Annotated in this window: 9 protein-coding genes; 6 read left to right on the top strand and 3 right to left on the bottom strand. The window is 63.6% G+C overall.

Annotated elements, in window-relative coordinates:
- The first annotated feature begins 264 nt into the window (after nt 1–264).
- The 4 genes from ptsP to HBO05_RS07215 all read left to right on the top strand — a co-directional run bounded on the left by ptsP (nt 265) and on the right by HBO05_RS07215 (nt 7,403).
- Nucleotides 265–3,123 carry a phosphoenolpyruvate--protein phosphotransferase gene (gene ptsP / locus HBO05_RS07230; protein ID WP_172312147.1) on the top strand — a complete coding sequence of 953 codons (2,859 nt, stop codon included), beginning with the start codon at nt 265–267 and terminating at the stop codon, nt 3,121–3,123.
- Entirely contained in the window at nt 3,124–4,065 is a 942-nt protein-coding gene (pfkB, locus tag HBO05_RS07225; RefSeq protein WP_170056715.1) for a 1-phosphofructokinase, read from the top strand.
- An 11-nt stretch (nt 4,066–4,076) separates the two neighbouring features.
- On the top strand, nt 4,077–5,783 hold the full coding sequence (locus HBO05_RS07220) for a PTS fructose-like transporter subunit IIB (protein ID WP_172312145.1): 1,707 nt from the start codon (nt 4,077–4,079) through the stop codon (nt 5,781–5,783).
- Between the two features lie 78 nt (nt 5,784–5,861).
- Entirely contained in the window at nt 5,862–7,403 is a 1,542-nt protein-coding gene (locus HBO05_RS07215) for an alkaline phosphatase D family protein (protein WP_169950983.1), read from the top strand.
- A gap of 45 nt (nt 7,404–7,448) precedes the next feature.
- Here the strand turns inward: HBO05_RS07215 and HBO05_RS07210 are convergent, their stop codons facing one another.
- Entirely contained in the window at nt 7,449–9,971 is a 2,523-nt protein-coding gene (locus tag HBO05_RS07210; RefSeq protein WP_172312143.1) for a sulfite reductase flavoprotein subunit alpha, read from the bottom strand.
- Between the two features lie 137 nt (nt 9,972–10,108).
- Nucleotides 10,109–12,412, bottom strand: coding sequence for a TonB-dependent siderophore receptor (locus tag HBO05_RS07205; protein WP_172312141.1), 2,304 nt, complete (start codon nt 12,410–12,412; stop codon nt 10,109–10,111).
- A 216-nt stretch (nt 12,413–12,628) separates the two neighbouring features.
- Here HBO05_RS07205 and HBO05_RS07200 point away from each other — a divergent pair, with 216 nt between their 5' ends.
- Together HBO05_RS07200 and HBO05_RS07195 are read left to right on the top strand one after the other, a co-directional pair.
- Nucleotides 12,629–13,309 (top strand): Fe2+-dependent dioxygenase, encoded by a 681-nt coding sequence (locus HBO05_RS07200; protein WP_172312139.1) that lies wholly within the window; start codon nt 12,629–12,631, stop codon nt 13,307–13,309.
- 2 nt (nt 13,310–13,311) lie between these two features.
- Entirely contained in the window at nt 13,312–14,058 is a 747-nt protein-coding gene (locus HBO05_RS07195) for a tetratricopeptide repeat protein (protein ID WP_169950975.1), read from the top strand.
- A gap of 26 nt (nt 14,059–14,084) precedes the next feature.
- Here HBO05_RS07195 and HBO05_RS07190 read toward each other — a convergent pair whose 3' ends face one another.
- Nucleotides 14,085–15,248 (bottom strand): type III PLP-dependent enzyme, encoded by a 1,164-nt coding sequence (locus HBO05_RS07190; protein ID WP_032861941.1) that lies wholly within the window; start codon nt 15,246–15,248, stop codon nt 14,085–14,087.
- Nucleotides 15,249–15,585 lie beyond the last annotated feature (337 nt).

The following is a 15,585-nucleotide window of genomic DNA, read 5'->3' as shown; positions in this document are numbered from 1 at the left end:
TTAGAGCTTGCCCCGACATTTTGTCCAATCGTAACCGATTCCTGCACGCGACCATTGTCGCAACTCAAGCGCCGAGTGGTGCTTCAACGATGCAAAATTACCCAGTAATCTGCCATAAATTCTAGATTAAACGTTTCAGCAAGCGTATTTTTACGATGTTCGCCGCTGAGTGCCTACTGCCAATTGACCGCTCAGTCAGTTATTTTTGCACGGTTTAATCAAAACAATACCTAGTGCGCACCCCGCACTAACTAGGAGAAAGGCATGCTTGAGCTCACCGTAGAGCAGATATCCATGGGCCAGTTGGCTGTGGATAAGTCTGCTGCCTTGCAACTGCTCGCCGAAAAACTGGTAGCCGATAGCCTGGTCGCCGAGGGTTACCTGAGCGGCCTGCAAGCCCGTGAAGCGCAAGGCTCGACCTTCCTCGGCCAGGGTATTGCGATCCCCCATGGCACCCCCGAAACCCGCGACCAGGTGTTCGCCACCGGCGTGCGCCTGCTGCAATTTCCCCACGGTGTGGATTGGGGCGATGGCCAGATCGTCTACCTGGCGATTGGCATTGCCGCCAAGTCCGATGAGCACCTGCGCCTGCTGCAACTGCTGACCCGCGCCCTTGGTGAAACCGACCTGGGCCAGGCGCTGTGCCGCGCCACCTCGGCCGACGCCTTGCTCAAGCTGCTGCAAGGCGCGCCCCAGGAGCTGGCGCTGGATGCCCAAATGATCGGCCTGGGCGTGTCTGCCGACGATTTCGAAGAACTGGTGTGGCGCGGCGCCCGCCTGTTGCGCCAGGCCGATTGCGTGAGCAATGGCTTTGCCGCGGTGTTGCAGCAAGTCGATGCATTGCCCCTGGGCGATGGCCTGTGGTGGCTGCACAGCGAACAAACGGTCAAGCGCCCGGGCCTGGCCTTTGTCACACCGGACAAACCCATGCGCTACCTGGGCCAGCCATTGAGCGGCCTGTTTTGCCTGGCCAGCCTCGGCGAGGCCCACCAGGCATTGCTTGAGCGCCTGTGCGCCTTGCTGATTGAAGGGCGCGGCCAGGAACTGGGGCGCGCCACCAGCAGCCGAGCGGTCCTCGAAGTGTTGGGTGGCGAACTGCCCGCCGATTGGCCCAGCGCCCGTATCGCCCTGGCCAATGCCCACGGCCTGCATGCGCGGCCGGCCAAGGCCCTGGCCCAACTGGCGAAATGCTTCGACGGCGAGATCCGCGTGCGGATCGTCGACGGGCAGGGTGGTGCGGTGTCGGTCAAGAGCTTGAGCAAGCTGCTCAGCCTCGGCGCCCGGCGTGGCCAGGTGCTGGAATTTGTCGCCGAACCCGGCATTGCCGACGATGCGCTGCCGGCGCTGCTGGCGGCTGTGCAAGAGGGGCTGGGTGAAGACGTCGAGCCGCTGCCGGCCGTCAGTGCACGGGTTGAGACCCTTGAGGTCGAACCACTGATCAGCGCGCCGCGCTCCGGCAGCCTGATTCAGGCAATCCCTGCGGCACCGGGGATCGCCATCGGCCCGGCCCATATCCAGGTGTTGCAGCCGTTCGACTATCCGTTGTGCGGCGAGTCGGCCAACGTCGAACGCGAGCGGTTATCCGCAGCATTGCGCGATGTGCGCCACGATATCCAGGGCTTGATCGAGCGCAGCACATCCAAGGCGATCCGCGAGATTTTCATCTCCCACCAGGAAATGCTCGACGACCCGGAGCTGACCGACGAAGTCGACACCCGCCTCAAGCAAGGCGAAAGCGCCGAAGCGGCGTGGATGAGCGTGATCGAAGCAGCGGCCAAACAGCAGGAGTCCTTGCAGGACGCACTGCTCGCCGAACGCGCCGCCGACCTGCGGGACATCGGCCGGCGGGTGCTGGCGCAACTGTGTGGTATCGACACCCCGCAGGAGCCCGACGAGCCCTACATTCTGGTGATGGATGAGGTCGGCCCGTCGGATGTGGCGCGCCTCGACCCGACGCGCGTGGCCGGGATTCTCACCGCACGCGGTGGTGCCACCGCCCACAGCGCCATCGTCGCCCGCGCCCTGGGGATTCCCGCGCTGGTCGGCGCCGGGCCGGCGGTCTTGCTGCTGGCCTCGGGCACGCCATTGTTGCTCGATGGCCAGCGCGGGCGCCTGCATGTGGATGCCGATGCCGAGACCTTGCAGCGTGCTACCCAGGAGCGCGACACCCGCGAGCAACGCTTGCAGGCCGCCGCCGCGCAACGCCATGAACCGGCCTTGACCCGCGATGGGCATGCGGTGGAAGTGTTCGCCAATATCGGCGAAAGCGCCGGTGTGGCCGCTGCGGTCGAGCAGGGCGCCGAAGGCATTGGCCTGCTGCGCACCGAACTGATTTTCATGGCCCATTCCCAGGCCCCGGACGAAGCCACCCAGGAAGCCGAGTACCGTCGTGTGCTCGACGGCCTGGCTGGGCGGCCGCTGGTGGTGCGCACCCTGGATGTGGGTGGTGACAAGCCGCTGCCGTACTGGCCGATTGCCAAGGAAGAAAACCCGTTCCTTGGCGTGCGCGGCATCCGCCTGACCCTGCAACGCCCGCAGATCATGGAAACCCAACTGCGTGCGCTGTTGCGCTCGGCGGATGGCCGCCCACTGCGCATCATGTTCCCCATGGTCGGTAGCGTTGATGAGTGGCGCCAGGCCCGGGACATGACCGAGCGCCTGCGCGCGCAGATCCCAGTGGCGGACCTGCAACTGGGGATCATGATCGAAGTCCCCTCGGCGGCCCTGCTGGCGCCGGTTTTGGCCCAGGAAGTGGACTTTTTCAGTATCGGCACCAATGACCTGACCCAGTACACCCTGGCCATCGACCGTGGTCATCCAACCTTGTCGGCCCAGGCTGACGGCCTGCACCCGGCCGTGCTGCAACTGATCGACATCACCGTGCGCGCCGCCCATGCCCATGGCAAGTGGGTCGGGGTGTGCGGTGAGCTGGCGGCCGACCCGCTGGCAGTGCCGGTGCTGGTGGGCCTGGGGGTCGATGAGTTGAGCGTCTCGGCGCGCAGCATTCCCGAGGTCAAGGCCCGGGTGCGTGAATTCACCCTGGGCGAGGCCCAGGCCCTCGCACAAAACGCCTTGGCCGTGGGCTCTCCCGCGCAAGTGCGTGCCCTTGTGGAGGCTGTGTAAATGGCAAGGATTCTAAGCCTGACGCTGAACCCGGCGTTGGACCTGACCGTACAACTGACACGCCTGGAGCCGGGAGCGGTCAATCGCAGCCTGGCCATGCTGACCCATGCGGCGGGCAAGGGCGTGAACGTCGCCCAGGTGTTGGCAGACCTTGGCCATCACGTGACGGTTGGCGGTTTTCTGGGGGCAGACAATCCCCAGGCATTTGAAGCGTTGATTGCCCGTCGGGGTTTTGTCGATGCGTTTATTCGTGTGCCGGGGGAAACCCGCAGCAATATCAAGGTGGCCGAGCTGGACGGCCGGGTGACCGATATCAACGCGCCGGGGCCTGTGGTCAGCGCGCAGGCGCAACAGGCCCTGCTCGACCAGTTGACGCAGATTGCCCCGGGCCATGATGTGGTGGTGGTCGCCGGCAGCCTGCCCCAGGGTGTCAGCCCGCAGTGGTTGCAGGGCCTGTTGTTGCACCTGAAAAACCTCGGGTTGAAAGTCGCCCTGGACACCAGCGGCGAAGCCCTGCGCGCCGGGTTGCAGGCCGGCCCCTGGCTGGTCAAGCCCAACACCGAAGAGCTGGCCGACGCCCTCGATTGCCCGACCGCTACCGTCGCGCAACAGGCCCAGGCCGCCCAGCGCCTGCACCTGCAAGGTGTCGAGCATGTGGTGGTGTCCCACGGCGCCGATGGGGTCAATTGGTTCGGTCCCGACGCTGCCCTGCAGGCCACGCCGCCACGGGTCACCGTCGCCAGTACCGTAGGCGCGGGCGACTCGTTGTTGGCCGGCATGCTGCACGGTTTGCTGGCGATGGAGGCACCGCGGCAAACCCTGGCGCGGGCCACGGCCATCGCCGCGATGGCCGTCACGCAGATCGGTTTTGGCATCAGCGACGACGCGCAGCTGGCGCGCCTCGAAAGCGGCGTGCACGTACGCCCGCTGACAGAACAATAAGAGGGATTGTCATGAAATTAGCCATTGTTACTGCCTGCCCCAACGGCATGGTCACCAGTGTGCTGTGCGCCCGCTTGCTGGACGCCGCCGCCCAGCGCCAGGGCTGGAGCACCAGCGTGGAGGTGGTGGACGTGAACCACCCCGAGCGCGCACTTTCCCAGGCCACCCTCGACGCGGCCGAATGGGTGTTGCTGGTCGCCAGCACGCCGGTGGACATGCAGCGCTTTGTCGGCAAGCGCGTGTACCAGAGCACCCCGGCCCAGGCGTTGCAGGACGTTGAAGCGGTGCTGCAACGGGGCGCGCAACAGGCCCAGTTGTACGTGGCAACCGCCGCGGTGCCGGCGGCGAAAGCCGCCCCGCGTATCGTCGCCATCACCGCCTGCCCCACCGGCGTGGCCCACACCTTTATGGCCGCCGAAGCCTTGCAGCAAGCCGCCAAGGCCAAGGGTTATGAGCTGCAGGTGGAAACCCAGGGCTCGGTGGGCGCACGCACGCCCCTGAGCGAGCAAGCCATTCGCGACGCGGATGTGGTGCTGCTGGCCGCCGACATCGAAGTGGCCACCGAGCGCTTTGCCGGCAAGAAAATCTACCGTTGCGGCACCGGCATTGCGCTCAAGCAGTCCGCCGCAATCCTCGACAAAGCACTGGCCGAAGGCCAACAGGAAAGCGCGGCCAGTGGCGCGGTGGCCAAGGCGGAGAAAACCGGGGTCTACAAGCACCTGCTGACCGGCGTGTCGTTCATGTTGCCGATGGTGGTGGCGGGGGGCTTGTTGATTGCCCTGTCCTACGTCTTCGGGATCCACGCCTACGAAGAACCTGGCACCCTGGCCGCAGCCCTCAGAGCGGTCGGCGACCATGCCTTCACCCTGATGGTGCCGCTGCTCGCCGGCTACATCGCCTACTCGATTGCCGACCGTCCGGGCCTCGCGCCGGGGATGATCGGCGGCCTGCTGGCCAGTACCCTGGGCGCAGGTTTTATCGGCGGGATCTTCGCCGGTTTCCTCGCCGGCTACAGCGTCAAGCTGATCACCCGCGCGGTGCCATTGCCGCAAAGCCTGGAGTCGCTCAAGCCGATCCTGATCATCCCGTTGCTGGCGAGCCTGGTCACGGGCCTGGCGATGATCTACCTGATCGGCCCGCCCGTGGCGCAGATGCTGGCGGGCCTTACGGACTTTCTCAGCACCATGGGCACCACCAATGCGGTGCTGCTGGGCATCCTGTTGGGTGGGATGATGTGCGCCGACCTCGGCGGGCCGATCAACAAGGCGGCCTACGCCTTCTCCGTCGGCCTGCTGGCCTCCCAGAGCGGCGCGCCGATGGCCGCCACCATGGCCGCGGGCATGGTGCCGCCGATTGGCATGGCTATCGCTACGTTCCTGGCCCGGCGCAAGTTCGCCCAGACCGAGCGCGAAGCCGGCAAGGCCGCGTTGATTCTGGGCATGTGCTTTATCTCCGAAGGCGCCATCCCGTTCGCCGCCAAGGACCCGCTGCGCGTGATCCCCGCCAGCATCGCCGGCGGCGCGTTGACCGGCGCCTTGTCGATGTACTTCGGCTGCAAGTTGATGGCACCCCATGGCGGGCTGTTTGTGATGCTGATCCCGAACACCATCAACCATGCGCTGCTGTACCTGTTGGCGATCGTTGCCGGCAGCGTACTCACAGGGCTGGTGTACGCCGTGATCAAGCGCCCGGAGGCCGTCGAACTGGCCGTTGCCTGAGTGTAGGTAGCGACACCTGTCATCTGTGCTTCATCCGGCCATGCTTTAGTTTTCCTTTTGCTGTGCAGAGGCAAACCCATGAGCCACTTCAATCCCGGCCGTCGTCGGGTGATCCAGGGCGTCGGCGCCGGCCTGTTGCTGCCGGGGCTGGCGCCGGCGGTAATTGCTTCAGTCAAGGACCGGCCGCAGTTGACCGATGGCGTGCAGTCTGGCGACTTGTTGGGCGACCGCGCCATGATCTGGAGCCGCTGCGACCGCCCGGCACGGATGGTGGTCGAGTGGGATACCCGCAGCCTGTTCGGCAACCCGCGCCGTTTCATCTCGCCTTTGGCCGACAGCCGCAGCGACTTCACCGCCCGCGTCGAGCTGACCGGGCTGCCCGCCGACCAGGCGATTTTCTACCGTGTGCAATTTGAGGATGCGCAGACCGGCGTGGCCAGCGAGCCCTGGTTCGGCCACCTGCGCAGCGTGCCGCAACAACGGCGCGATATCCGCTTTGTGTGGAGCGGCGACACCGTCGGCCAGGGCTTTGGGATTAACCCGGATATTGGCGGCATGCGCATCTACGAAGCCATGCGCCTGCGCCTGCCGGACTTTTTTATCCACAGCGGCGACACCATCTACGCCGACGGCCCGGTACCGGCGCAATTGACCACCGAAGGCGGGCGCATCTGGCGCAACCTTACTACCGAGGCCAAGAGCAAAGTCGCGCAAACCTTGGATGAATACCGTGGCAACTACCGCTACAACCTGATGGACGACAACGTGCGCCGCTTCAATGCCCAGGTGCCGCAGATCTGGCAATGGGACGATCACGAAGTGGTCAACAATTGGTCGCCCGGCAAGCAACTGGACGAGCGTTACCAGACCAAGGACATCACCACCCTGGTGGGCCGCGCACGCCAGGCCTGGCTGGAATATGCGCCGATGCGCTTGCAGGGCGCCGACCAGGGTGGGCGCATCTACCGCAAGCTCAGCTACGGGCCGTTACTCGATGTGTTTGTGCTGGATATGCGCAGCTATCGCGGGGCCAACGATGACAACCTGGGCGGGACCAAACCGTTTCTGGGGCGGGCGCAACTGGACTGGCTCAAGGGCGGACTCAAGGCCTCGAAGGCGCAGTGGAAGGTAATCGCCGCCGACATGCCCATCGGCCTCGGCGTGCCCGACGGCGAAGTCAGCCCCGGTGTGCCGCGCTGGGAGGCGGTGGCCAACGGCGACCCGGGCGCGGCCCAGGGCCGTGAGCTGGAAATTGCCGAATTGCTGGGCTTCCTGCGCGCACAACAGGTGCGTAACCATGTGTGGCTGACCGCCGATGTGCACTACTGCGCGGCGCACCACTACCACCCGGACCGGGCGGCGTTCCAGGATTTCGAGCCGTTCTGGGAATTCGTCGCGGGGCCGCTGAACGCCGGGAGCTTCGGGCCCAATCCTTTGGATAAGACCTTTGGCCCGCAGGTGGTATTTGAAAAGGCCCCGGCGGTGCAAAACACATCGCCGTTTGCGGGGTTCCAGTTTTTTGGCGAGGTGCAGATTGATGGGCAGACGGCGGAGTTGACGGTCACACTACGCGACCTCGATGGCGTGTCGGTATTCGAACAAAAACTCCAACCCGCCTGACCTGAAATGCGCCCAAGCCCGCTCCCACATTTTGCTGGGGGTACGTCAGTACACATCCCGGCGGTAGCGGCCCTGTTCGATAAGGCGTTCCACCGCCTCGCTTCCCAGGACGTCCACCAACACCTGGTCCACCCCGCCCGCCATGCCCTGCAAACTGCCACAGACATAAATCGCCGCGCCCTCGGCCAGCCATTTACGCAATACATCGGCGGATTCGCGCAGGCGGTCCTGGACGTAGATCTTCTCTTCTTGATCCCGCGAAAACGCCAGGTCCAGCAACGCCAGGTCGCCACTGGCCAGCCAGCCTTGCAGCTCGTCCTGGCAGTGGTAGTCGTGGGCGATGTTGCGTTCGCCGAACAGCAACCAGTTGCGCTGCTGGCCGTCGGCGATGCGCGCCTTGAGCAAGCTGCGCAAGCCGGCAAGGCCGGTGCCGTTGCCCAGCAGGATCAGCGGTACCGGGTCAGTCGGCAGGTGGAAGCCGCTGTTGCGCCGCAACCGCAGGCTGATTGCCGCGCCCAGCGGCGCGTGTTCGGTCAGCCAGCCTGAACCCAGGCCCAGGCTGCCGTCGGCGTGGCGTTCCTGGCGCACGATCAGTTCCAGTACGCCATCGCTGGCAATCGAGGCGATGGAGTATTCGCGCATGCCCACCGGCACCAGCGCCTCTACCAGGGCCTGGGCGTGCAGGCCGACCAGGTGGGAGCGGTTGTCCGGCAACTGGCGGCTGGCAAGCACCTGTTCCAGGGGCCGCGCCAGGCCATCGATCAGCACTTCGTCCGTGCCGGCGATGCCCAGGCCGTCGAGGAAATGTTCGACGGCCCACGGGCAATTGCGTGGCAGGATTTCCACCAGGTCGCCGGCCAGCCAGTTCCGTGGGGCGGGCGGGGTGAGCCCCAGCAGGTAGACGCCCGAGCCGCTGCTGTCTGGGTTGAGCAGGGTGCGCCGGTCCAAGGTCCAGCTTTCGTAGCTGGCGCTGGCCCAGGCGGCCGGTGCGTGGCCGGTGATCTGCCCCAGTTGCTGTTGCCAGTGCAACAGGGCCTCCTGGTCGCCGCTGTCGACTTCCACCGGGGCGAACAACGGGTTGCCGCCCTGGTTGGTCAGCCAGAAGTGCAGGCGCCGGGCAAAGCCGCAAAAGTGCTGGTATTGACGATCGCCCAGAGCCAGCACCGAGTAGTTCAGGCCCTGGAGGGCAAGGTCTTGGCCCAGCACGCTGCGTTCGAAGCCGCGCGCGCTGTCCGGGGCTTCGCCGTCGCCGAAGGTGCTGACCACAAACAGCGCATGTTCCGACTGGCGCAAGTCGTCTTCACTGACACTGCCCAGGGGCTGCACCTTCACCGGCAACCCGGCCGCCTGCAACTGGCCGGCGGTCTGCCAGGCCAGTTGCTCGGCAAAGCCGCTCTGGCTGGCGAAACCGATCAGCCAGGCCGGTGCATTGCCAGGGTTTTCGCCCAGACCTTTGCGTGCATCGCGCACCTGGCGCTTTTTGCGGCGGCGGTCCAGGTACAGCAACCAGCCGGTAATAAAGAACAGCGGCATGCACAGCGAAGTGACGGTAAGGATGATCCGCCCCACCAGGCCGAAGTAACTGCCCACATGCAGCGCATAGATGCTGGTCAGCAATTGCGCCTTGAGGCTTTTATCGCTATAGCGTTGAACACTTTTGACCACGCCAGTGGCCGGGTCCAGGTTGATCTGGTTCAGCGCGCGGTCATGGGGAGAGTTCTGCAACAGGTAGTAGATCGTGGCCGGTTGCCCGGCGACGGCCGGCATACGGATGTTGTAGGCACTCAGGCCCGGGCCGGCGGTGCTGTAGATGCTGCTCCAGATCGCCTCGTAGTTGGCCACGGGTGCCGGGCCCGCCGGCGCCGGGCCGCGATTGCGCACCCGCTCGTTTTGCGGGGCATCGGACAGCAGCTTGGTCAGGCCCTTGTTGTACCACTCGTAGGACCACGACAAACCGGTGAGCGCGGCCAACAGGTAGAACAGCAGGCACCAGGTGCCGAACACCGAGTGCAGGTCCCAGTTGAAACTGCGGCCTTTCTTGCGCCAGTCCAGGGTCAGCCAGGCACGCCAACTCGCCACCTGGCGCGGCCAGCGCAGGTACAGGCCGGAGAGGCAGAAGAAAATCAAGATCAGCGTACAGGCGCCGGTGATTTGCCGGCCGGTATCGCCCATGGCGAGGAAGCGGTGCAGTTGCAGCATCAGACCGAAAAAGTCCTGGCCGACGGCATCGCCCAGGTAGTCGCCGGTGTACGGGTCGAAGTAGCGCATCTGCCCCCGGCGTTCGCCCGGTGGCGGCGTGAAGAAGACCCGGGCGGCGTTGCCACTTTCGCTTTCCACCCACAGCATGGACACGGCCTTGCCTTCGGTGGCTTCGAGTTTGCGCACCAGTTCAGCGGGTGGCAGCACCCCGGCGGGTTGCTGGTGCACGGTCAGTACCGTGGGGTTGAGCGCCCGCAGGATTTCATCCTGGAACGAGTACGCGGCCCCGGTAATCCCCATCAATGCCAACACCAGCCCGGCGGTAATGCCGAAAAACCAGTGCAACTGGAATAGGGTCTTCTTCAACACGTCGGACGGCCTCGCTGAGCTGGATAGGAATTTTACGGCGCGCATTATGCCGTGAGTTGTCGAGAAAGATTCTTTTTTACATACGAAAGCCCCGGGCATCCGATGCGCGGGGCTTTTTGCATGAAACCTACAGCGTCTTAGAAGTGGAAGCTGGTGGTCAACAGGGCCGTACGACCGGCTGCCTGGTTGGCGAAGTGTGCGCCATAGGCCTTGTCGTAGTAGGTCTTGTCGGTCAGGTTCTGCACGTTCAATTGCAGGTCGACGTTCTTGGTCAGCTTGTAGCTGGCCATGGCGTCGTAGCGGGTGTAGGACGGTACGTAGACGGTGTTGGCCGGGTCGCCGTAGACGTCGTCGACATAGAACGCGCCGCCACCGACGGTCAGTTTCGAGGTGATGTCATAGGTGGTCCACAGGCTGAAGGAGTGCTTCGGCGTGTTGGGCATTTCGTTGCCTTTGTTGGAGCCGGCGGTGACGACACCCAAACGGTTGCCGTTTTTGCCTGGGTCCACCAACTCGCTTTTCAGGTAGCTGTAGCCGGCGAATACCTGCCACTGCTCGGTGAGTTTGCCGCTGGCGGAAAGCTCCAGACCATCGACCCGGGACTCACCGGCGTTTTCATAGGTGTTGGAGTTGACCAGAACCCGCGCGTTTTTCTTCTCGGTGCGGAACACGGCAGCGGTCAGGGACAGGCGGTCGTGGAACAGGTCCCACTTGGTGCCCAGCTCGTAGTTGACGGTTTCTTCCGGTTTCATGTCGCTGGTGTTGATGCCGGTTGGGATGGCGTTGGAGTCGACACCTTCACCCACCAGGCCGCCAGCAGGCGAGGCCGAAGTGGCATAGGAGGTGTAGATGCTGCCGTTTTCCATCGGCTTCCAGACCAGGCCCGCCTGCCAGTTGAAGAACTGGCTGTCGTCCTTGAGCTTGGTGCGGGCTTTTACCGTGGCGGAGGGTACCGCGTTGGTGTTGGCCTCGGTGTCGAACGTGTCGTAGCGCAGGCCGACGTTCAGCAGCCACTGCGGGTCGAGTTCGATGGTGTCGAACACGTACGCGGCGCGGCTGGTGGCCTTGGTGTTGGTGCCCATGTAGTTGCGGGCGACGCTGCCGGTCCAGGCATCGTTGGGGTTCGGGTCGCTCAACGAGGTGCACTGGCCGCCCTTGCCGCCGCCGGCCACGGTGCAGCTCGGGTTGCTGTTGGGGCTGACGGTGTAACCGCTGACACGGGTTTCTTCACCGGTAAATTCCAGCCCCGTGGAGTAGCTGTGCTTGAAGCCCAGGGCCTGGAAGCTGCCAAACAGATCGGTCTGGTTGGTGGTGGTCGTGGTGGTGGACACGCGGCTGTTGGCCCGGCGCCAGACGGTACCGAACTGGTTGACGTTGTGCTGGCTGTCGTCCGGTTGGGTGAGTACGTAGTCCTGGCCGGTGCTGCCGTGGCGCAGGGTGTTTTTGATCGTCATGTTGTCGTTCAGGTCGTGCTCGATGGAGAACGTACTGATATCGGCGCGGGTCTTGCGGAAGTCGCGATCCTTCAAACCATAGAAGTTGCTGCTGTCGCCACCGTCGGTGGGTTTGTCATGCACATGCACAGCTGTCGCGGAACTGTTGCTGTAGCCGTAGGGAATGCCCGAATCCGGCAGGTCGTTGCTTTCCATGTGGTAGTAGCTGAGGTTGACGCGGGTCGGGGTGCCCAGGCCAAAGGTCAGCGACGGCGCCACGCCCCAACGGTCGTAATTGACCGCGTCGCGGCCGGCCACGTTCTGTTCGTGGCTCATCAGGTTCAGGCGGAACGCGGCGTTGTCGAGGAACTGGCGGTTGACGTCGAGGGCATAGCGCCGGGTCTGGTCGGAGCCGTAGGTAAAGCCGCCGTTGAGGAAGTCCCGTGCTTGTGGGGTCTTGCTCACCAGGTTGAGGCTGCCACCGGCCGAGCCACGGCCACCGAACGAGGAGTTGGGGCCCTTGCTGACTTCGATGGACTCGATATCGAAAATTTCCCGGCTCTGGCCGCCGGTATCACGCACGCCGTCCAGGTAGGTGTCGCCCTGGGCATCGAAGCCACGGATAAACGGACGGTCGCCCTGGGGGTTGCCGCCTTCACCGGCACCAAAGGTAATCCCCGGCACGGTACGCAGAGCGTCCTGCAGCGAGGTGGCGGCGGTGTCCTTGAGCACCTGCGCTGGCACCACGGTGACGGAGCGCGGGGTGTCGACCAGGGGCGCGGTGTATTTCTGCGAAGAGGATTTTTCGGTCTGGTAGGAGGTTGCGTCCTGTTCCTGGCCGGTGATGCTGGTGGCCCCCAGGGAAATGCTGTTGCGCTCGCCTTTTTGTTCGGTCTCTTCGGCCGCTTGCGCCATATGGGCGACAGAGCTGGCGCTGATGGCCACGCCAATGGCCGAGGCCAGCAAGCGCGGTGAACTGTTTGGTGTTTTTGTAATGTGGCGCGACATGAAATTCCCTACCCCAAGGATGTTAGGGCGCGAAATATATTGTAAACAATTATGCATAGCAATTGAGAGGTATTGCTATTTGCACTCTATTTACAAAATTTACACTTCTGGAGTTACGGTTTTTTCGGGCTCATACGTCTGCCCGTCGGATCAGGGTTTTACAGCGTCAATAGTAATCAATACCATTGGCGCCCCTCTGCCCTCAGGTAACGTCTCATGCTGCTGCATATTCCCGGCCTGTTCTCCCGCGAAGAAGTCCTGCGCATCCGCGAAGCCCTGGAGCAGGCGGACTGGGCAGACGGCAAGATCACCGCCGGGCACCAGTCGGCCAAGGCCAAGCACAACCTGCAATTGCCCGAAGGCCACCCACTGGCCAAGGAAATCGGCGCGGCCATGCTCGAGCGCCTGTGGCAAAACCCGCAATTCATGTCGGCGGCGCTGCCACACAAAGTCTTCCCGCCATTGCTCAATTGCTACACCGCGGGGGGCAGCTTCGACTTTCATATCGATAACGCCGTGCGCCAGCCCAAGGGCAGCCCCGAGCGGGTGCGCACCGACCTGTCTGCCACGCTGTTTTTCAGCGACCCGGATGAGTACGACGGCGGCGAACTGCAGATCCAGGACACTTTCGGCCAGCAGTGGGTCAAGCTGCCCGCCGGCGACATGGTGCTGTACCCCGGCTCCAGCCTGCACAAAGTCAACGCCGTGACCCGTGGCGCGCGGTATGCCGCGTTTTTCTGGACCCAAAGCCTGGTGCGTGAAGACAGCCAGCGCACGTTGCTGTTCGAAATGGATGGTGCGATCCAGCAACTGAGCCGTGACGTACCGGACCACCCGGCGCTGATCCAGCTCACCGGCACCTATCACAACCTGTTGCGTCGCTGGGTCGAGGTCTGAGCATGGCTTTTCACTTGCGCCGCGAAGAACGCCTCGACGGCGAACAACTGCGCGCCATGCTTGACGAATCACCGGCCCGCGCGGCCCAGGCGATCCTGATGGCGGCGAAGGAGGGCGTGCTCGATGCCCAGGCGCTACTGGGGCAAATTCTCCTGGAAGGGCGCGGGATCGAGCGCGATGAGGCACTGGCCCTGCGCTGGTTCCGGATTGCGGCACAGGGCGGGCACCTGATGGCACGCAATATGGCGGGGCGTTGCCTGGAACACGGCTGGGGTTGCGCCGCCGATGAGCGGGCGGCGGCCGTCGAGTATCGCCAGGCAGCAGAGGCGGGGCTGGATTGGGGGTTGTACAACTACGCCAACTTGCTGGCCACCGGGCGCGGTGTGACGCCAGACCAGCAACAGGCGCTGGCCTGTTATCGCCAGGCTGCCGAACGGGGGCATGCCAAGTCGATGAACCTGTTGGGGCGATACCTGGAAGACGGGCAATTTTGCGCGCAAGACCTGCCCGCAGCGCGCGATTGGTATCGTCGCTCGGCCGAAGGTGGGGATTTTCGCGGGCAGTTCAGTTATGCGGCGGTGCTGGCGGATCAAGGCCAGGTCGAGGCGGCGCTGGAGTGGCTGCACCGGGCGCTGGAAGGCGGGAATCTGAAGTTTTTGCAGGTGGCGCACAAAGCGCTGGCGGCGGCGAATGATCCGCAGATTCGCGCCATGGCTGCTGCCTACCAGCAACGCGCAGAAGAGCTGTAGGAGCCGGCAAGCCGGCTCCTACGGGGTCAGACGTAGAAGGATTTCAGCGGTGGGAAACCGTTGAATTCAACGGCGCTGTAGCTGGTGGTGTACGCACCGGTGGACAGCCAGTACAGGCGGTCACCAATGGCCAGGTTCAGCGGCAGGCCGTACTTGTAGTTTTCGTACATGATATCGGCGCTGTCGCAGGTAGGACCGGCGATCACCACTTCTTCCATCTCGCCTTTTTTCTCGGTCCAGATCGGGAACTTGATGGCTTCGTCCATGGTTTCGATCAGGCCGGAGAACTTGCCCACATCCGTGTACACCCAGCGCTCGACGGCGGTGCGGGATTTACGTGCAACCAATACCACTTCGCTGACCAGGATCCCGGCGTTGGCGATCAACGAACGGCCCGGCTCCAGGATGATTTCCGGCAGCTCGTCACCGAAGTCTTCCTTGAGGAAGCGGATGATTTCCTCGGCGTAGGTTTCCAGGCTGTTGGTGCGGGTGATGTAGTTGGCCGGGAAGCCACCGCCCATGTTGATCAGCTTGAGGTGGATGCCGTCTTCTTCTTTCAAACGCTCGAAGATCACCTTGACCTTGGCGATGGCTGCGTCCCACACGCTGATATCACGCTGCTGCGAACCCACGTGGAACGAGATGCCGTAGGGCACCAGGCCCAGGTCGCGGGCGAGGATCAGCAGGTCCATGGCCATGTCGGTCTGGCAGCCGAATTTGCGCGACAAAGGCCAGTCAGCCGTAGTCGAGCCTTCGGTAAGGATACGCACATAGACTTTGGAGCCCGGCGCGGCCTTGGCGATGTTGCGCAGGTCGGCTTCGGAGTCGGTGGAGAACAGGCGCACGCCTTTCTCGTAGAAGTAGCGGATGTCCTTGGATTTCTTGATGGTGTTGCCGTAGCTGATACGGTCGGCGCTGACGCCGCGGTCCATGACCTTGTCCAGCTCGTAGATCGAGGCGATGTCGAAGCTCGAACCCTTGTCTTTCAACAGGTCGATGATCTCGACGGCAGGGTTGGCCTTGACGGCGTAGTACACCTTGGCGAATTCGAAACCGGCGCGCAGGTCATCGTAGGCCTGGCTGATCATCGCGGTGTCGATCACCACGAACGGGGTTTCTTGCTTGTCGGCGAACGCCTTCATTTTGTCAAAGGTGGCGCGCGCGAAATAGTCTTCGACGTTGATCGACATGCTGGGAACTCCTAAGGGCAAACTAAATTGATCAATGGGTGCAAATGAACGTCCTCCGTATCCCCACTTTGGTTCGCCTACTTCCCAAGGCATGTCGCCGAAAGCAAAAAGGCCACGGGATAAGCTTCCCTTGGCCTTGCTGTCTCGTCGTCAGTACTTGAGCCGGATGGATCGTTTCCAGCATGGACGTTCGGCGCGAACTTTAGGGCGTGAGGAGCTTGAGATCAACTAAAAATGTCGCGTTTTTGCACGCGTTCGTCGCGCGATCCCGTGCAGCTACTTATGTAACCGACCGGTGTGACGGATTGATGTTCCCCGGATGGGGCTGATCAGATGG

It is taken from the genome of Pseudomonas sp. WS 5079, assembly GCF_012985465.1.
Lineage (GTDB): Bacteria > Pseudomonadota > Gammaproteobacteria > Pseudomonadales > Pseudomonadaceae > Aquipseudomonas.
Note: the sequence above shows the minus strand (reverse complement) of the source record. Positions and strands in the feature narration are given on the sequence as shown.